Origin of the sequence: Flavobacterium haoranii, assembly GCF_009363055.1 — a bacterium.
In the GTDB taxonomy this organism is placed as follows: Bacteria; Bacteroidota; Bacteroidia; order Flavobacteriales; family Flavobacteriaceae; genus Flavobacterium; species Flavobacterium haoranii.
The window spans coordinates 2,693,738-2,712,267 of record NZ_CP045292.1; the positions used below are offsets into that span (position 1 = coordinate 2,693,738).

General features: G+C 31.4%; 18 protein-coding genes and 3 pseudogenes. 16 read left to right on the plus strand and 5 right to left on the minus strand.

Annotated elements, in window-relative coordinates; translation table 11 throughout:
• Nucleotides 1-8 precede the first annotated feature (8 nt).
• From GCU34_RS12660 to GCU34_RS12670, 3 genes are all read left to right on the plus strand, one after another.
• Nucleotides 9-2,276 (plus strand): M1 family metallopeptidase, encoded by a 2,268-nt coding sequence (locus GCU34_RS12660; RefSeq protein WP_072781452.1) that lies wholly within the window; start codon nucleotides 9-11, stop codon nucleotides 2,274-2,276.
• Nucleotides 2,277-2,353: 77 nt separating this feature from the next.
• Nucleotides 2,354-2,719 (plus strand): Sec-independent protein translocase subunit TatA/TatB, encoded by a 366-nt coding sequence (locus GCU34_RS12665; RefSeq protein WP_072781449.1) that lies wholly within the window; start codon nucleotides 2,354-2,356, stop codon nucleotides 2,717-2,719.
• 2 nt (nucleotides 2,720-2,721) lie between these two features.
• Nucleotides 2,722-3,279 carry a phosphatase PAP2 family protein gene (locus tag GCU34_RS12670; protein ID WP_072781447.1) on the plus strand — a complete coding sequence of 186 codons (558 nt, stop codon included), beginning with the start codon at nucleotides 2,722-2,724 and terminating at the stop codon, nucleotides 3,277-3,279.
• A 1-nt stretch (nucleotide 3,280) separates the two neighbouring features.
• Here the strand turns inward: GCU34_RS12670 and GCU34_RS12675 are convergent, their stop codons facing one another.
• On the minus strand, nucleotides 3,281-3,922 hold the full coding sequence (locus tag GCU34_RS12675; RefSeq protein WP_072781444.1) for an O-methyltransferase: 642 nt from the start codon (nucleotides 3,920-3,922) through the stop codon (nucleotides 3,281-3,283).
• Nucleotides 3,923-4,052: 130 nt separating this feature from the next.
• Here GCU34_RS12675 and GCU34_RS12680 point away from each other — a divergent pair, with 130 nt between their 5' ends.
• From GCU34_RS12680 to dnaG, 9 genes and pseudogenes are all read left to right on the plus strand, one after another.
• Nucleotides 4,053-5,633 (plus strand): FMN-binding glutamate synthase family protein, encoded by a 1,581-nt coding sequence (locus tag GCU34_RS12680; protein WP_072781441.1) that lies wholly within the window; start codon nucleotides 4,053-4,055, stop codon nucleotides 5,631-5,633.
• A gap of 14 nt (nucleotides 5,634-5,647) precedes the next feature.
• Nucleotides 5,648-6,688 carry a 23S rRNA (adenine(2503)-C(2))-methyltransferase RlmN gene (rlmN, locus tag GCU34_RS12685; protein WP_072781438.1) on the plus strand — a complete coding sequence of 347 codons (1,041 nt, stop codon included), beginning with the start codon at nucleotides 5,648-5,650 and terminating at the stop codon, nucleotides 6,686-6,688.
• A gap of 35 nt (nucleotides 6,689-6,723) precedes the next feature.
• Nucleotides 6,724-7,704 (plus strand): polyprenyl synthetase family protein, encoded by a 981-nt coding sequence (locus GCU34_RS12690; protein WP_072781436.1) that lies wholly within the window; start codon nucleotides 6,724-6,726, stop codon nucleotides 7,702-7,704.
• Nucleotides 7,705-7,869: 165 nt separating this feature from the next.
• Nucleotides 7,870-8,439, plus strand: a complete 570-nt coding sequence (locus GCU34_RS12695; protein ID WP_072781434.1) for an RNA polymerase sigma factor — start codon at nucleotides 7,870-7,872, stop codon at nucleotides 8,437-8,439.
• The gene (locus GCU34_RS12700; protein ID WP_152378480.1) at nucleotides 8,426-9,019 is read left to right on the plus strand and encodes a hypothetical protein; all 594 of its coding nucleotides are present in this window, start codon (nucleotides 8,426-8,428) and stop codon (nucleotides 9,017-9,019) included. The genes GCU34_RS12695 and GCU34_RS12700 overlap by 14 nt, the downstream gene beginning before the upstream one ends.
• Before the next feature lie 213 nt (nucleotides 9,020-9,232).
• Nucleotides 9,233-9,472 (plus strand): hypothetical protein, encoded by a 240-nt coding sequence (locus GCU34_RS12705; RefSeq protein WP_152378481.1) that lies wholly within the window; start codon nucleotides 9,233-9,235, stop codon nucleotides 9,470-9,472.
• A 140-nt stretch (nucleotides 9,473-9,612) separates the two neighbouring features.
• Nucleotides 9,613-9,765, plus strand: a complete 153-nt coding sequence (locus GCU34_RS13685; RefSeq protein WP_193702246.1) for a hypothetical protein — start codon at nucleotides 9,613-9,615, stop codon at nucleotides 9,763-9,765.
• Nucleotides 9,766-9,908: 143 nt separating this feature from the next.
• A complete protein-coding gene (locus tag GCU34_RS12710; RefSeq protein ID WP_152378482.1) occupies nucleotides 9,909-10,367 on the plus strand; it encodes a hypothetical protein in 459 nt (152 codons plus the stop codon).
• A 124-nt stretch (nucleotides 10,368-10,491) separates the two neighbouring features.
• Nucleotides 10,492-12,500, plus strand: a pseudogene (dnaG, locus tag GCU34_RS12715) (DNA primase).
• Here the strand turns inward: dnaG and GCU34_RS14450 are convergent.
• Together GCU34_RS14450 and nadE are read right to left on the minus strand one after the other, a co-directional pair.
• Nucleotides 12,486-13,114 (minus strand): annotated as a pseudogene (locus GCU34_RS14450) (response regulator). The pseudogenes dnaG and GCU34_RS14450 overlap by 15 nt on opposite strands.
• Before the next feature lie 78 nt (nucleotides 13,115-13,192).
• On the minus strand, nucleotides 13,193-13,999 hold the full coding sequence (nadE, locus tag GCU34_RS12725) for an NAD(+) synthase (RefSeq protein WP_072781426.1): 807 nt from the start codon (nucleotides 13,997-13,999) through the stop codon (nucleotides 13,193-13,195).
• 111 nt (nucleotides 14,000-14,110) lie between these two features.
• On the opposite strand from nadE, the gene gldB reads away from it, so the two are divergent.
• Complete coding sequence (gene gldB, locus GCU34_RS12730; RefSeq protein WP_072781424.1) at nucleotides 14,111-15,067, plus strand: gliding motility lipoprotein GldB; 957 nt, start codon at nucleotides 14,111-14,113, stop codon at nucleotides 15,065-15,067.
• Nucleotides 15,067-15,399 (plus strand): gliding motility protein GldC, encoded by a 333-nt coding sequence (gene gldC, locus GCU34_RS12735; RefSeq protein ID WP_072781422.1) that lies wholly within the window; start codon nucleotides 15,067-15,069, stop codon nucleotides 15,397-15,399. Before gldB ends, gldC begins: the two co-directional genes overlap by 1 nt.
• On the opposite strand, the gene yihA is transcribed toward gldC, so the two are convergent.
• Complete coding sequence (gene yihA, locus GCU34_RS12740; RefSeq protein ID WP_072781421.1) at nucleotides 15,396-16,016, minus strand: ribosome biogenesis GTP-binding protein YihA/YsxC; 621 nt, start codon at nucleotides 16,014-16,016, stop codon at nucleotides 15,396-15,398. The genes gldC and yihA overlap by 4 nt on opposite strands.
• A gap of 37 nt (nucleotides 16,017-16,053) precedes the next feature.
• Nucleotides 16,054-16,809 carry an alpha/beta fold hydrolase gene (locus GCU34_RS12745; RefSeq protein WP_072781420.1) on the minus strand — a complete coding sequence of 252 codons (756 nt, stop codon included), beginning with the start codon at nucleotides 16,807-16,809 and terminating at the stop codon, nucleotides 16,054-16,056.
• A gap of 365 nt (nucleotides 16,810-17,174) precedes the next feature.
• On the opposite strand from GCU34_RS12745, the gene mraZ reads away from it, so the two are divergent.
• Nucleotides 17,175-17,645 carry a division/cell wall cluster transcriptional repressor MraZ gene (mraZ, locus tag GCU34_RS12750; protein WP_072781419.1) on the plus strand — a complete coding sequence of 157 codons (471 nt, stop codon included), beginning with the start codon at nucleotides 17,175-17,177 and terminating at the stop codon, nucleotides 17,643-17,645.
• Nucleotides 17,620-18,527, plus strand: a pseudogene (gene rsmH / locus GCU34_RS12755) (16S rRNA (cytosine(1402)-N(4))-methyltransferase RsmH). The gene mraZ and the pseudogene rsmH overlap by 26 nt, the downstream one beginning before the upstream one ends.
• The last annotated feature ends 3 nt before the right edge of the window (nucleotides 18,528-18,530 follow it).

An 18,530-nucleotide genomic window follows, 5' to 3' on the forward strand; every position in this document is an offset into this window, starting at 1 on the left:
GAAAACTAATGAGAAAGAATCTTTTATTTTCTGCAATGACAATTGTTTTTTCAACAGTTTTATTTGCGCAAGAAAACAAAACAGAGGAGCCTAGAAAACCAGGTCATTACAACGAAAACAAATTTCGTCAGTTAAATGAAGAAATTATGGCTTCGCCAAATATGTATCGTTCAGCAAGTGGTGCTCCAGGGCCTGAGTATTATCAGCAAAAAGCAGATTACAAAATGAACCTTGAGCTGGATGATAAAAATGCTAAGCTTTATGGTTCAGAAACTATTACTTATCACAACAATGCTCCAGATAAGTTAGAATATTTGTGGTTGCAACTAGACCAAAATATGCGTGCACCTCAGTCTTTAACTCCGTTACAAGAAAGTCAAAGAATTTCACCTGCCTATACACCAGATAGATTTGCAAAACAGTACATGGAAGAACCTTTTCAAGGAGGTTTCCATATCGATTATGTAAAAGATGCAAAAGGAAATGCAATGAGTTATACCATCAATCAAACAATGATGCGTATCAATCTTGCTCAACCTTTAAAACCAGGAGAAAAAATTACATTTTCTATTAAATGGTGGTACAATATCAATAACTACAGAGTAGACGGTGGTCGTTCTGGTTATGAAGAATTTGAAGACGGAAATCGTTTATATGTTATTGCGCAGTTTTATCCAAGAATGGCTGTTTACAGCGATTTTGAAGGATGGCAAAACATGCAATTCTGGGGTAGAGGTGAGTTTGCTTTAGCTTTTGGTGATTATGATGTAAACATTACAGTTCCTGCAGATCATATAATGGAAGCAACAGGTGTACTTCAAAATAGAAAAGAAGTTTTTACGGCAGAGCAAGTAAAAAGATGGGAATTAGCAGAAAAAACTTTCGATAAACCAGTTATTATTGTTACGCAGCAAGAAGCTGAAAATGCTGAAAAAGGGTTTTCAGAAAAAAAGAAAACATGGAAGTTTAAAGCGCAAAATGTACGTGATTTTGGTATTTCTACTTCAAGAAAATTTATGTTAGATGCAATGGCGGTTAAATTAGAAACTAAAACACCAATGGCTATTTCTATCTATCCAAAAGAATCGAATCCATTATGGGGAGAATATTCTACAAAAGCAGTAGCACATACATTAAAAACATATTCTCATTTTACTTTTGATTATCCTTATCCAAAAGCTGTTTCAGTTTCTGCTGAAGACCAAGGAATGGAGTATCCAATGATTTGTTGGAATTTTGGTCGCCCAGATAAAGATGGAAAATATACAGATAGAGTAAAATACGGAATGTTAGGTGTTATTATTCACGAAGTGGGTCATAATTTCTTTCCAATGATTGTAAATTCAGATGAAAGACAATGGACTTGGATGGATGAAGGTTTAAACACATTTTTAGAATTCCAAGCGGAAAAAACATTTGATCCAAACTTTCCTTTAGATAGAGGTCCGGCTGATAAAATTGTTCCTTACATGAAAGGTGACCAAAGTTTTATTGCGCCTATTATGAGTAACTCTGAAAATATTTTCCAATTTGGTAACAATGCTTATGGTAAGCCTGCAACTGGTTTAAATATTTTACGTGAAACTATAATGGGTCCAGAATTGTTTGATTTTGCTTTCAAAACTTATGCAAACCGTTGGAAATTTAAGCATCCAACACCTGAAGATTTCTTCAGAACTATGGAAGACGCTTCTGCGGTAGATTTAGATTGGTTTTGGAGAGGTTGGTTCTATTCAACTGATTATGTAGATTTAGGTGTAAAAGAGGTAAAACAATATTATGTTACGCTTGAACCAACAGAAGAAATGAAGAATTTTGCACAACGTAGAGGAAGGTTTTTAAGAGATATGGGACCGTTTTTATATTTAGTAGACGAATCTAACAAAGAGTTTAATCCAGAAACTAAAAAAGCTTTCGAAGTGGGTGATGTTCAAATGTTAAACGATTATTTAGATAAAAACTTTACTAAAGAAGAAAGAAATGCTTTAAAAAGTCCGAAATATTTCTACGAAGTAGAATTTGAAAAATTAGGTGGAATGCCAATGCCAATTATCTCTGAAGTTCAGTTTGAAGATGGATCAAAAGAATTACATAAATTCCCAGCTCAAATTTGGAGAAGAAATAACGATACGGCGAAAAGAGTTTTTGCTACTGATAAAAAAATCACAAAAATTCAATTGGATCCAAAATTAGAAACTGCAGATATTGATGTAGCTAATAATATGTGGCCAAAAGAAGAGTTACCATCTAAGTTTGATGAACTTGATAAAAAATAAAAAAAGGCACTTGTTAAAGTGCCTTTTTTTATTCATTTGTATTATATCTTTGTACCTTTGTTTTAAAATTACAAATAATGTTTGGTGTAGGTTTTTCTGAATTAATTTTCATAGTTTTTATAATTTTAATGCTTTTTGGGTCGAAAGAAATTCCTCAAATAGCTCGATTTATGGGTAAAACAATGGCTCAAATTAAAAATGCTACAAACGAAATTAAATCTGAAATCACGAAAAGTGCTCAAGATAATGGTTTTGATATGAATACTTTAACGGGTGGTGTTTCAGAAGAAATTGCTAAAGCAAAAACAGAAATTAATAATGCAGTTAATCCACTAAATCAAATAAATCCTTTAAACGATATTACTTCCTCAATTGAAAAACCTATTCAAGAAGCGAAAGAAGATATCGAAAATTTAACTGGACCTATTAAAAGACAAAATTAGTTTTGGAACAATTACTTTCACTAGATAAAAAAATATTTGTTTTCTTAAACGGACTTGGTTCTGCACAATACGATGCTTTCTGGCTTTTTATTACCAAACAATTGCATTGGACGCCATTTTTTATATTGGTGTTGTATTTTGTGCAAAAGCAAATTGGTTGGAAAAAACTTGGAATAGTTGTTTTATTTATTGCCGCTTTAATTGCTTTTACCGACCAAATTACTAATGTTTTTAAATTCAGTTATGAGCGTTTACGTCCGTGTAAAGATTTAGAAATAAGTTCAATTATAAGAATTGTAAAATGTAGTGATACCTATAGTTTCTTTTCAGGTCACGCTTCTAATTCTATGGCAACTATGACATTTATTTTTCTACTTATGAAACAAAATGGAAAAAACTTGTATTGGTTGTACATTTTTCCATTAGTTTTTGCTTACAGTAGAATTTATCTTGGGTTGCATTTTCCAAGTGATATCTTAACAGGTTACTTTTTCGGAATTTTATCAGGAACTTTGTTTTTTAAAATTTACGAAATTTTATCAAAGAAATACAATTGGTAATTTATAAAACTCGGCTTACCGTTAAACCGTCTCTAATTGGTAATAAAACAGTTTCAACCCTAGGGTCGTCTTTTAGTAATTGATTATATTCTAATAAAATTTTAGTTGATTTATCTTTTGGATTGAGTTCCTCTAAAACTTTTCCACTCCACAAAACATTATCGCTTAATATAATGCCGCCTTTATTCATCATGGGCACAATCATATTAAAATAATTGAGGTAGTTTTCCTTATCTGCATCAATAAAAACTAAATCAAATTTTTTATGTAAAGTTGGGATAATCTCTAATGCATTTCCAAGATGTTGGAATATTTGATCTTTATAAGCTGATGCGTCAAAATATTTTTTTTGAAAATCGACTAACTCTTCATTAACATCAATAGTGTCAAGTGTTCCATTTTCAGCTAAACCTTCTGCTAAACAAAGCGCTGCATAACCAGTATAAGTTCCTATTTCCAAAATATGTTTCGGATGAATAATTTTAGAAAGCATACTTAAAACTCTACCTTGAAAATGGCCACTCAACATGCGTGGTTGTAAAATTTTCTGATGTGTTTCTTTGTTAAGTTGAGCTAGTAATTCTGGTTCGTTTTCAGAATGTGCAGCAACATAGTTTTCTAATTCTTCCGATATAAAATGCATAAAAAAAGAATGTTTTTGTCATTCCGAACTTGATTCGGAATCTTTAAATTGATGAGCTAAATTACAAAAACTTTTTCGTTCTATTAAGAATTTGATATTTTTACGAAATACATGTATTAAATTTATAAAAATGAGAAAAGCCTTTCTAGTTTTTGCTATTACTTCACTATCTATTATAGGGATTTTAGGGTATGTAAATAGTAAATTTCTTTTATTACTTCTAATTTTTGTTCCTTTAATCCTGATGGGGTTTTATGATATGTACCAATCTAAACATACCATTCGTAACAATTTTCCATTATTAGGAAGAATGCGATATCTACTAGAAGAACTTGGCCCAGAATTACGTCAATATTTTATAGAAACAGATACGGATGGAAAACCTTTTAACCGTTTGCAACGAAGCATGATTTATCAAAGAAGCAAACACGTTTCTTCAAACAAACCTTTTGGAACGCAGTTAGATGTTTACGATACCGGTTATGAATGGATTAATCATAGTTTGAATGCAATTCCTTTCGATAAATTAGCAGAAAACCCCAGAATAAAGATTGGATCTTCTCAGTGTGCAAAACCTTATTACGCAAGTATGTTTAATATCAGTGCTATGAGTTACGGTTCACTTAGTAAAAATGCAGTTCAAGCATTAAATGCAGGAGCGAAAATAGGCGATTTCTTTCATAATACTGGCGAAGGCGGTTTGTCTCCTTATCATTTAGAAGGAGGTGATGTGGTTTGGAATATTGGAACAGGTTATTTTAGTACTCGAACTCCAGATGGTAAATTTTCAGTTGAAGAATTTTCGAAAAGAGCAACTTTAGATAATGTGAAAATGATTGAGATTAAGTTTTCACAAGGAGCAAAGCCAGGACATGGCGGAATTCTTCCTAAAGCTAAAGTGACAGATGAAATTGCAAATATTCGTTTAGTTTCAAAAGGACACGATATTATTTCACCACCAAAACACTCAGCTTTTTCAACGCCTTTAGAATTGATGGATTTTGTGAAGTTATTAAGAGAAAATTCAGGAGGAAAACCAATTGGGATGAAGCTTTGTGTGGGAAATAAATCCGAATTTATAGCTATTTGCAAAGCAATGGTACAAACAAAAACTTATTTCGATTTTATTACAGTTGATGGAGGAGAAGGCGGAACAGGTGCAGCACCACCAGAATATTCAGATCATGTAGGTATGCCAATGCGTGATGCTATTGCATTCGTGTATGATTGTCTAAAAGGTTTCGGAATTAAAGATGAAATAAAAATTATAGCTAGTGGAAAAGTAGTTTCAGGTTTCGATATTATTAGAACTTTATCACTTGGTGCCGATTTGTGTAACTCAGCTCGTGGAATGATGATGGCACTTGGTTGTATTCAAGCTTTAGAATGCCATGCAAATACATGCCCAACAGGTGTTGCAACTCAAGATCCTGATTTGGTTAAAGGTTTGGTTCCTCAAGAAAAAAGTGTTCGCGTGGCACAATATCAAAAAGAAACAGTTCATAGTGCTTTAGAGTTAATGGCCTCTGCTGGTCTACATCATCCAGATGAGGTAACTCGCGATGTGGTAAGTACAAGAGTAGAGCGTAATGTTGTAGAAACTTTTGCGCAAACATTTCCTGAAATTCCAACTGGTTGCTTGATAAATGAAGAAAGTGTTCCTTCAAGTTTTCTTTATTTTTGGAGAAAAGCTTCAGTTGAACGATTTTAGTTTAAATTTGCACCATGCAAACTGAAAAGAAAGATATTCGAGCTTTAACCAAAGAACAATTACGCGATTTTTTTGTTTCAAATGGTGATAAAGCTTTTCGTGGAAACCAAGTTTACGAATGGTTGTGGCAAAAACGTGCGCACACTTTTGAAGATATGACAAATATTTCAAAAGAAACACGTGCTATGCTTGAAGCTAATTTTGTAATCAATCATATCAAAGTGGATACGATGCAACGAAGCGAAGATGGAACGGTTAAAAATGCAGTTCGTTTGCATGATGATTTGATTGTAGAGTCGGTTTTAATTCCAACGGAAACAAGAACCACTGCTTGTGTGTCGAGTCAAGTGGGTTGTAGTTTGGATTGCGAATTTTGTGCTACAGCTCGATTGAAAAGAATGCGAAATCTTCAACCGGACGAAATTTACGATCAAGTTGCAGCAATAGATAATGAAAGTCGTTTGTATTACGACCGACCATTATCAAATATTGTTTTTATGGGAATGGGTGAGCCTTTGATGAATTACCCAAATGTGATGAAAGCGATTGAAAAAATTACATCACCAGAAGGTTTAGGAATGTCGCCTAAAAGAATTACGGTGTCAACATCTGGCGTTTCAAAAATGATTAAGAAAATGGCCGATGATGAGGTGAAATTTAAATTAGCAGTTTCATTACATTCAGCAATTGAAGAAATTCGAAATGAAATTATGCCCTTTACCAAGAGTTTTCCATTACCCGAATTACGTGAAGCATTGGAGTATTGGTACAAAAAGACAAAAAGTAAAGTTACTTACGAATATGTAGTTTGGAAAGGAATCAACGACGATAAAAAATCAATTGATGCCTTGGTGAAGTTTTGTAAATATGTTCCTTGTAAAGTAAATTTAATCGAATATAATCCTATTGATGATGGGATGTTTCAACAAGCTTCAAACGAAGCTATTGAAAATTATATAACGGCATTAGAGAAAAATAATATAGTGGTTAAAGTAAGAAGAAGTAGAGGAAAAGATATTGATGCCGCTTGCGGACAATTAGCAAATAAGTCTTAGTTTTTTTCTGAAATTTAATTACTTTTGAATCCTGAATGAAGATAGTTGAGCAAATAAAACAGCCTATTACAGTCGAGATGGAACTTTTTGAAAATAAGTTCCGTGAATCGATGTCTACAAAAGTGGCTTTGCTTAACAGAATTACCCATTATATCGTAAACCGTAAAGGAAAACAAATGAGACCAATGTTTGTTTTTCTTACTGCAAAAATGGTTTCTGGTGGAACTGTAAATGAAAGAACGTATCGAGGTGCTGCTGTAATTGAATTAATTCACACGGCAACTTTAGTTCACGATGATGTGGTTGATGATAGCTACAAAAGGAGAGGTTTCTTTTCTATTAACGCACTTTGGAAAAACAAAATTGCAGTTTTAGTTGGGGATTATTTATTGTCAAAAGGGTTATTGCTTTCTATTGATAATAATGATTTCGATTTGCTTAAGATCATATCAGTAGCTGTTCGCGAAATGAGCGAAGGAGAATTACTACAAATTGAAAAAGCACGTCGTTTAGATATTACAGAAGATATTTACTACGAAATTATCCGTCAAAAAACGGCTACTTTAATTGCTGCTTGTTGTTCTCTAGGTGCTTGTTCTGTAAAACCAGAAGATGCAGAAACCATTGAACGTATGCGCAAATTTGGTGAATTAATTGGTATGGCATTTCAAATAAAAGATGACTTGTTCGATTATACGGATGATGCTATTGGTAAACCAACAGGAATCGATATTAAAGAACAAAAAATGACATTGCCATTAATTTATGCTTTAAATAATTGTTCGCCAAAAGAAAAAAGTTGGGTAATCAATTCGGTAAAAAATCATAATAAAGATAAAAAACGCGTGAAAGAAGTAATCCAATTTGTAAAAGATAAAAACGGATTACATTATGCTGAGCAGAAAATGATTCAGTTCCAACAAGAAGCGTTACAATTAATTCAAAACTTTCCTCAATCACCATACAAAGATTCTCTTACTTTAATGGTTAATTACGTTATCGAACGTAAGAAATAAGCAAATTTGTCAATAAGTCAATACGACAATTTTAATCAATGGCACATTGGCAAATAGATAAATTGACATATTTTTTAAAATCATACAACCATTTTAAAATCATTCTCGTCTTTACTAATAGAAGGCGAAATTCTAAATTCAGAATTCTAATTTCTAAATTCTTGAATGAAAGTAATTAATTTACATAAAGACGAAAACAGTATTATTCAGCAAGCGATTGAAAATAATCGTCAGGCGCAACATAGCTTGTATGAAAAATATTCGCCAAAAATGTTGAGTGTGTGTCGTTTTTACATAAAGGATTTGCATCATACGGAAGATGTAATGATTACCGCTTTCATGAAAGTTTTTACCAATTTAAAAAGTTTTGAACGAAAAGGGAATTTTGAAGGATGGATCCGAAGAATTATGGTAAATGAATGTATCGATTTTATTCGCATTAAAAAGAATGTTTTCAAAACAGATGAAATTGAAGATTATAAACATCAAGATTTAGATTTAGTGACGGAAATGCATGAATTTTCTGTTGATGATATTCAATTCATGATTGATAATTTGCCCGATGGATGTAAAACAGTTTTCAACCTTTATGCAATAGAAGGTTTTAAACATCAAGAAATAGCCGAAATGCTTAAAATTTCTGAAGGAACATCCAAATCGCAACTAGCTCACGCTAGAAAATTATTGCAAAACCAAATTAACCAACTTAATGCTGCTGAAAATGGAACCAAATAAATTTGAAAACCAAATTAAAGATAAGTTAGAAGGAAGAGCAATTCAGCCTTCGGCAAAATCTTGGGACAGGTTAGATGCAATGCTATCGGTTGAAGAAAAACCTAAGAAGAAATCTTTTCTTTGGTATTATGTGGCAGCTTCTTTGTTTTTTGTTTTTGGAGTTTCATATTGGTTTGTAAATCAAAACTCTAATGAAGTTATTCCTCAAAATACAATTGTAACAACAGAAGGTAAAGATTCTAAAGAATCGTTTGAAGAACAAAATTCAATAGAAAATAAAGTTGAAACGAATGATATTTTAATTGAAGATTTTCAGATAAATAAAAATTCAGCTATCGTTCAAAATCAAGAACCCAAAAATGTTAATTATGATAAAAAAATAAAAGTAGAAAACCTAAAAGAAGAGACTTTTATACAAAATCAAATTATTGAAGAAAAAGAGGCAATAGTTGAAAACAATAAACCAAAAACCAAAAACAACAAACCTATTTATGTTTCACCAGAAAAGTTATTGGCTTCTGTAGAAAATAGTCAAGAGAATATTTCAATAACTCATTCAAAAAAACGAATAATTCAATAAAAGTTAATCCAAATTCACTTTTGTCTTCTGTGGAAAATGAAATTAAAGAAGAATATCGAGAAACCACTTTTGACAAGTTAAAAAGGAAATTTAATGAAACAAAATCGGCAGTAGCAAATAGAAATTACGAATAATCATCAATATGTTTTTATTATGTTAAGCTTGTCTAAACATTTAAAAACCAAAATCAAATCATTTAAAAATCGAACAGTTATGCAAAAAATTATTCTTTACACATTAATTGTGCTTTTAAGTTTTATAACAAATCTTAATGCACAAGAAACCGATTCAACAAAAGTTCAAAAAGAGACTTTTGAACAAAGAGCACGAAAAATCGCTAATAAAATTGAATTTGTAACCAAATCAGAAAAACAAGCTTTAAAAGAAAAAGTAGAAGCTATTGATTTGCAATTAGAAAAGGTCAAATTTCTAAAGAAGAAGCAAGTCGATTAAAACAAGAAGAAGCGCAAAAAAGTGCCATTAAAATCGACACTGCAATTGCAAATTATAATGATGAACTTCAAGAATTAATTCAACAAAAAGTAAATGGCGAAGTTGCCTCAGTTGAAGGAATTGAGCAAAAAGGAGGAACAATGATTGCGATAGGCGGAAGTGGAAATGATTCAATTGGCAAAAATAGAACAGAAATTAATATTGGTTCTCTAAAAGTTTATCATGGCGAGGATGATAAAAAAGAAGACTTTCTAAAAGAACAACCTCTCAATTTGTATTTGCTTTTGGGTTAAATAACATCATTACCGAAAATGAAAGCTTAAACGAATCTGATTATAAAGTTTGGGGTTCTCATTTCTACGAATGGGGATTAACATTAAACTCAAGAATATTTAAAAATCATAATTTATTACATGCCAAATATGGTTTGTCTTTAATGTATAATAATTTACGTCCAACAGATAATCGTTATTTTGTAAAAAACGGAGATCTAACAGAACTTCAAGACGGATTTACAAATTTCAATGAATCGCGTTTCAGAAATGTATATTTAACAGCTCCAGTTCATTTAGAATTTGATTTTACGCCGAAAAAAACTGATAAGGATGGAAATTCTTACTTCCGTACACATCAATCATTCCGTTTAGCAATTGGTGGATATGCAGGAGTTCGTATTAAATCGAAACAAATATTAAAATACGAAGAAGACGATCAAAAAGTTAAAGTAAAACAAAAAGGAGATTTCAACGTTAATGATTTTAACTACGGATTAAGTGCTTACGTTGGATACGGACAATTAAGTTTGTATGCAAAATACGATATTAACCCACTTTTTAAAGACAATCCAATAGAACAAAACAATATATCTTTAGGATTACGATTTGATTTTAATTAATCTCTAAATTCCCCTCTTGAGAGGGGTTAGGGTGTGTAAAATACAAACCTGTAAGGTTTTTAAAACCTTGTAGGTTTTTTTGTGGAACTTTGTATCTTTGACTTCTGCCAAAATTCTTAAAAAATTGATTACACAAAAAACCATTGATGCTGTTTTTGAAACCGCCCGAGTAGAGGAGGTTATTGGCGATTTTGTGCAATTGAAACGTGCTGGAAGTAACTTAAAAGGGTTGAGTCCGTTTGTAAACGAAAAATCTCCTTCCTTTATGGTGTCTCCTGTGAAACAAATTTGGAAAGATTTTAGTTCGGGAAAAGGAGGAAATGTGGTGACTTTTTTAATGGAACACGAACATTTTAGCTATCCTGAAGCTATTCGATATTTGGCAAAAAAATATAATATTGAAATTGAAGAAACCGAGCAAACTTCTGAAGAAAATGCACTTGCAAATGAAAAAGAGAGTATGTATTTGGTATCCGAATTTGCAAGTAAGTATTTTCAAAATGTATTATTAAATACAGAAGAGGGAAAAGCAATAGGTCTAACTTATTTTAAAGAACGTGGTTTTACAAACGAGACAATTAAAAAATTTAATTTAGGTTATTCTCCCGATGTTTGGGATGCTTTTACAAGCGAAGCACTTGGTAAAGGTTATAAATTAGAGTTTTTAGATAAAACCGGATTAACTATTGTAAAAGAAGAAAAGCAATTCGACCGATTTAAAGGTCGTGTTATGTTTCCTATTCAAAGCATGAGCGGTAGAGTTTTAGGTTTTGGCGGACGCATTTTAACCAATGATAAAAAAGCGGCAAAATATTTAAATTCACCTGAAAGTGAAATTTACCATAAAAGTAAAATTCTGTACGGAATTTATCATGCAAAACAAGCTATAGCCAAACAAAATAACTGTTATTTAGTAGAAGGTTATACAGATGTAATTCAGTTTCATCAGGCTGGTATTGAAAATGTTGTAGCTTCTTCTGGAACTGCTTTAACACCAGATCAAATTAATTTGGTAAAACGATTAACGCCAAATATGACGGTGCTTTTCGATGGTGATGCGGCAGGTTTAAGAGCGTCAATTCGCGGAATCGATTTAATTCTAGAAGCAGGAATGAATGTGCGTGTTTGTGCATTTCCTGATGGTGAAGATCCAGATAGTTTTGCTAAGAAAACGCCTTATGAAGAGTTAGTAGCTTATTTAGAAAATAATGCAAAAGATTTTATTCAGTTTAAAGCTTCACTTTTAATGGACGAAGCTAAAAATGATCCTATTAAAAAAGCCGATCTAATTCGAGATATGGTAGTGAGTATCTCAAAAATTTCAGACAGAATTAAGCGTGAAGTTTATATTCAAGAATGTTCTAGAATTATGGATATTTCCGAAGATGTTTTATTTAATACTTTGGCACAATTAGATAAAAAGGATCTTAAAGATGCGAATAAAAAGTTTGTTCAAGAACAAAAAGAAAATGCTTTTTCAGTAATTAAGAATGAAGCACCAACTTCAAGACTACTTACTGCGGAAGAAATAGCAAATTTGTTAGAACAAAAAATAATTGAAATTTTAATTTTATACGGTAATAAAGAAATAGAATTTGAAGAAACTTATTTGCGTTTAAATGAAGATGGAGAAGAAGAAAACTTTACAGAAAAAAGAACGCTTAAAATTTTTGAAAAAGTCTACATGAATCTTCAAGAAGACGAAATTGAATTTTCAAATCCTATTTTTAAAAATTTGGTCAATCAAATTCTTAATGTTTATTTACAAAAAGGAAGTTTTGAGAAAAATGAATTTTCTAATCATTTAGACGAAACAACTGAGCCTATTGTTATCGATATCTTAATGAATGAAGATAAATATTCACTAGACGGTTGGCTCGAAAAAAGCAAGTTTTCGTAAAGGCTAAAGATGACGAACAGGTCTTGAAAAACTTAATTAATGAGACTTTAATTTCTTATCGAGAATTCTTAATTCAAAACTTAACAAAATGTTTGGTTGAAGATTTTACAGATAAAAAAATTGAAACTTCAATTGAAGAATTAATGCAAACTATAAACGACTACAACGCTTTAAAAGTAGCGGTAAGTAATAGTATTGGAAGAATTAGAACCGATTTTTTAAATAATATCTAAAGTTTTTGCTTTCGATAATAAATCGACAAAATTTGTAACATTTAATTTTGCTAATAATCTCAGTTTGTAAGTACTGATGGTTTTTTCGTCTAAGCTTAATATTTCAGCAATTTCTTTATTTTTCTTACCGTCATTTAAATAGCGCAAAACCTCAATTTCTCTTGTAGAAAGTTTTTTGAACAAACGTTCTTTTTTCTTACCACGACCTAGTAAATCAATTTGTTTTCTTACATCATCACTATAAACAACACCGCCATCAATTATTTTTTTAGAGCATTTTCAAGTTCTTTTAAAGACGATTTTTTTTCAACATAACCTTTAACGCCAGCTTTAATTGCAGTGGGAGCATACATTTTTTCAGAAACTGCAGAGAAAATTACAATTTTTGTTTCTGGAAAATCTTTTGTAAGTTCTTTTAAATCTCTAATACTAGAAATTCCATCAAGTTCGATGTCTAAGATTAAAATATCTACGTTTTTGTTTTGAAGTATGTTGAGCAAACTTTCTAAATTTGTAGCTAAACTAGAAACGTCGAAGAAAACACTATCCTTAAAGTAGGATTTCACTCCTTGTAAAACAACTGGATGATTGTCAGCGATACAAATCTTAGTCATGGCAATAAATTTTTGTTACTGCAACAGCGCCTATCAAAGATAATAAAAAAAATGTAATTTCTTGTTAAATTTTTACGATTATTTTAATTCTTTAGGAATCACACAAACTGGGATAGGATTCATTTTATGCTGGTTAATTGTATTTAAACGCTTGTAAATTTTGTAAACATCAGCTTCTCTTCCCGAAAACTCATCAGCGGTTTTGCCTAATTCTACTTGTTGCATAGCCCATTCTAGTTCGTCATAACTAGCACCAATTTGATCTTCATCCGATAAATCATTCTCATATAATCCATCTGATGGTTTTGCAACTAAGATACTATCGGGTACTTGTAAAAATTTAGCCAATGCTTTTACTTCACTTTTAACCAAATCGGCAATCGGACTCACATCGACGCCGCCATCTCCATATTTTGTGTAAAAGCCTACGCCAAAATCTTCTACTTTGTTTCCAGTTCCTGCAACTAATAAACCTCTAATTCCTGCATGATAATATAAAGTAGTCATTCTTAAACGAGCACGTGTATTTGCTAGAGTAATGTCTAGTGTTTTACGGTCATCATTTTGTTCCACTTGGTTAGAAAAAGCATCAAAAACAGGAGTTAAATCGGTGCGAATATCTGAAACATTAGGGAATCTGTTTTTTAATTGTGTAATGTGTTCAACAGCTCGGTTAACATGACTTTGATGTTGATGAATTGGCATTTCCACACAAAGAGTTGGTAAACCAGTTTGTGCACATAAAGTAGAAGTTAATGCGCTGTCAATTCCTCCAGAAATTCCGATTACAAATCCGTTAACTTTTGCGTTTGTTGCATATTCTTTTAACCAATTTACAATGTGTTGATTTATTTTTTCGGGATTGAAAGTTTCTGATATTGGCATTGTTTTGTTTTTAAATGATGAATACTTTATTTTCTGTTTCTAAAGTTGATACTATAAATGTATCTTTGCCGTTTATTTAACAATGTCTCAAATTTAAAAATTGTTTTCTTTATGAAAAAGCTTTTATTGGTTTCTTTAACAATTCTATTTTTATCGTGTGGCGATGAAAAAAAAGAAAAAGAAATTGTAGTAACGCAACCAGTTGATGTTAAAATTGAACGATTTGATAAGTTGTTTTATGAATCGAAACCAGAAGATTTACAAACGCTAAAAGCTAATTATCCTTTCTTTTTTCCGCCAGGAAATGAAGATACAGTTTGGACTAACAAATTGAGTAATCCATTATTAAAAGAATTGTACCAAGAAGTGCAAAAAAAATATGGAGACGATAAAGTTTTAGAAAAAAATGTTGGAGATTTAGTAGGTCGAATTAAACATTTCTTTCCAGAGTCTAGAACGCCAAGAGTTATTACTTTAATAAATGAAGTTGATAGAGAAGCAAAAGCAATTTATGCGGATACTTTAGCCATAATTTCATTAGATTGTTATTTAGGAAAAGATCATAGATTTTATACTGATTTTCCTGAATTTGAAAAAATTGGTTTTGAAGAAAACCAAATGTTACCAGATTTAGTGAATAGTTTTATGCAAGGAAAAATTGCGTCGCCGTCTGATCGATCTTTACTTTCTCAAATGATTTATTATGGAAAATTACTTTATGCTAAAGACGAATTAATTCCAGAAGTTTCTGATGCTGCTAAAATAGGTTATACCGAACAACAATTAGAATGGTGTAAAGCAAATGAAGCGCAAATGTGGAGTTATTTTATTGAAAATAAATTATTATACGAAGCCAATCAAAAAAACGAGTTTCGATTTATTCACGAAGCGCCATTTTCAAAATTTTACTTAGAAATAGATAATGAATCTCCTGGTAAAGTTGGGCAATGGTTAGGTTGGCAAATTGTTAGAAGTTTTATGGATAATAATTCCGTTTCATTCAATCAATTATTAGAATTAGATGCCAAAACAATTTTTGAAAGATCAAAATACAAACCCGAAAAATAATGAGTACTAAAAAAACAGATATAAAAATTTCAGTAGAGTTAGACGAAAATCAAGTTCCAGAAAAACTAAAATGGTCGGCTCAAGATGGTGGTGTTAATAATGAAGAAGCAAAAGCAATGTTGTTGTCTATTTGGGACAGCAAACAAAAAGAAACTTTGCGAATTGATTTATGGACGAAAGATATGCCAGTGGATGAAATGAAACAATTTTTCCATCAAACATTAGTAGCAATGGCCGATACTTTTGAACGTGCTACAACCGATGAAAAAATGAGTGCTACAATGCGCGATTTTTGCGATTATTTTGCTGAAAAATTAGATTTAAAAGCTTAAAATAATGAATTATTCTCAAACATCTGTTTGTTAATATCATCTATAAAATCAAGTAATTCATCTCTTCCGCTACTTTCTAGCGAAGATGTAACAAAATATTGAGGTATTTCTTCCCAGCCTGCTGCTAAAAGTTTTTTGCGATAGGCTGCTATATTTTGTTGGGCTTTTACTTTACCAATTTTGTCGGCTTTCGTAAAAATAATACAAAAAGGAATCTGACTTTCACCAAGATAATTAATAAAGTCTAAATCTATTTTTTGAGCTTCAAGTCTAATATCGATAAGAACAAAACCACAAACTAGTTGTTCTCTTTGTTCAAAATATTCTGTAATAAATTTTTGAAAAACTGCTTTGGTCGATTTTGAAACTTTGGCATAACCATATCCTGGTAAATCAACTAAATACCAATTGCTGTTAATCTTAAAGTGATTTATAAGTTGAGTTTTTCCAGGCTTTGAAGAAGTTTTAGCTAAGCTCTTTTTTCCTGTTAACATATTGATTAATGAACTTTTCCCTACATTAGAGCGTCCAATAAATGCATATTCTGGTAACGGTTCATTCGGACATTTCTTTACATCCGAATTGCTAATGATAAACTCTGCGCTATTAATCTTCATTTTTTTTAAAATTAAAATTCCCCAAAAAGGGGAATGTTTAAATATTATTTTTTTCTAACCAACTTAACAAAAGTGTGTTGAATTCATCCGGATGTTCCATCATGGCTGCATGACCACATTCGTTAATCCAAAACAATTCTGAGTTGGGAAGTAATTTATTAAATTCTTCTGCTACTTCAGGTGGAGTTACCTTGTCGTTTTTCCCCCAAATAATACAAGTTGGTGTCGTCATTTTGGGTAAATCCTTTGCCATATTGTGTCGAATTGCACTTTTAGCAATAGTAAGCGTTTTTAAAAGCTTCACTCTGTCGTTTACTGTTGCAAATACTTCATCCACAATTTCTTTTGTAGCTACTTTTGGATCATAAAAAACATCTTCACTTTTCTTCTTGATGTATTCATAATCTCCTCTTTTAGGATAACTTTCGCCCATACCGCTTTCATAAAGTCCAGAACTTCCAGTTATAACTAATCCTTTCATTAAACCCGGATACATTTTTGTGTGATACAAAGCAATGTGTCCGCCTAATGAATTACCTAAAAGTATTACTTTTTCAAATCCTTTATAAACAATAAAATCTTTTACAAATTTTGAAAAAGCTTTTACGTTAGTCTTCAGTATGTTTTGAGTGTATAATGGTAACTCAGGAATTACTACTTTATATCCATGTTTTGGAAAAAAATTAGCAACGCCATCAAAGTTACTCAATCCGCCCATTAAACCGTGTAATACTATGATTGGAGTACCTTCTCCAGCTTCAAAGTAAGTATATTTTTTATCTTTTTTGAGCATATTCTATTTCCAATTATTCAATTGAAATTTCAGCAAACTTACGCAAATTTAAGTTATACACCAATTATCATCTTATTTAATGTTTTAGAATGATTTTTTATTCGATTTTTTTTATTAGTGAATATACAATTGAAAATTGTAAGTATTTGATAATTAGTTTTCAAGTTTGTTTTGTTAATAAATTATACAAGTGTTTTTTGCTTTAGATTTTATCCAACTGCTGTTTTTGCTAACTTTTTAAATAGTTACCGAAATTTTATTTGTAAGAAAATATTTTTTAAAGTGTAAAAACTTATTAACAAAGTGGGGTTTTGTGGTAAAAAGTGGTAAATATTTTATATTTTTGTCTGAAACAAAGCTAAAAAATGAATTCATTTATAGGAACATACGAATGCAAAGTAGATGCTAAAGGGCGTCTTATGGTTCCTGTTGCACTTAAAAAGCAAATGAATGATTTAGAGGCTGGTTTTGTTTTAAAAAGATCTGTTTTTCAGCCTTGCATGGAGTTGTATCCTATGGAAGAATGGAATAAAATGATGGCAAAAATTAATAAACTGAATCGTTTTGTAAAGAAGAACGATGATTTTATTAGAAGATTTACAGCTGGAGTTAAAGTGGTTGAGATTGATGCTAATGGAAGATTGTTGATTCCAAAAGACTTAGTTGTGTTTGCTAAAATTGATAAAGATGTAGTGCTTTCTTCGGCTATTAATATCATTGAGATTTGGGATAAAAATCTTTATGAATCTTCTATAGAAAGTTCAGTTGATGATTTTGCTTCGTTAGCAGAAGAGGTAATGGGGAATTTAAATTTTGATGAGGATGGAATATCATAATCCGGTTTTATTAAAGGAAACGGTTGATGGTTTAAATATTAAGCCTAATGGAGTTTATGTAGATGTAACCTTTGGTGGAGGGGGCATTCTCGTGAAATAATGTCAAGGCTAGGTGAGAATGGTAAATTGATAGCTTTTGATCAAGACGAAGATGCGTTGCAAAATGCAATTGATGATGAAAGGTTTTTATTGATTAATGAAAACTTTAGAAATATAAAGAGATTCTTGCGTTTTCATGGCATTAAAGAAGTAGATGGTATTTTAGGTGATTTTGGTGTTTCTTCACATCAGTTTGATGTGGCTGAAAGAGGTTTTTCTACACGTTTTGATGCGGAATTAGATATGCGAATGAATCGTCGTGGCGATTTAAGTGCGTATCATGTGGTGAATGAATACGATGAACAAGATTTGAAAAGAGTTTTTGTTCAGTATGGCGAATTGAAAAACGGTGGAGCAATGGCAAATGTTATTGTTTCGGCTAGGAAAGACAAACAAATTAGAAATACAGAGCAATTAAAACAGGTGCTTTCTAAATTTTTGCCTGCGCATAAAAGTAATAAGATATTGGCTCAAATTTATCAAGCTATTCGTATTGAAGTGAATCAAGAAATTGATGTTTTGAGAGAGTTTTTAGAGCAATCTTTAGAGATATTGAAACCTGGAGGAAGACTAAGCGTTATTTCATATCATTCTTTAGAGGACAGACTGGTTAAGCGTTACATGCGAAATGGAATGTTTGAAGGAGAGCCAGAAAGAGATATGTTTGGTCGTTTTGAAGTTCCTTTTAAAATTATAGAAAAGTTAATTGTGCCTACAGAAGAAGAAATTGCAATTAACAATAGAGCAAGAAGTGCGAAACTTAGAGTAGCTGAAAAAATCTAAGGT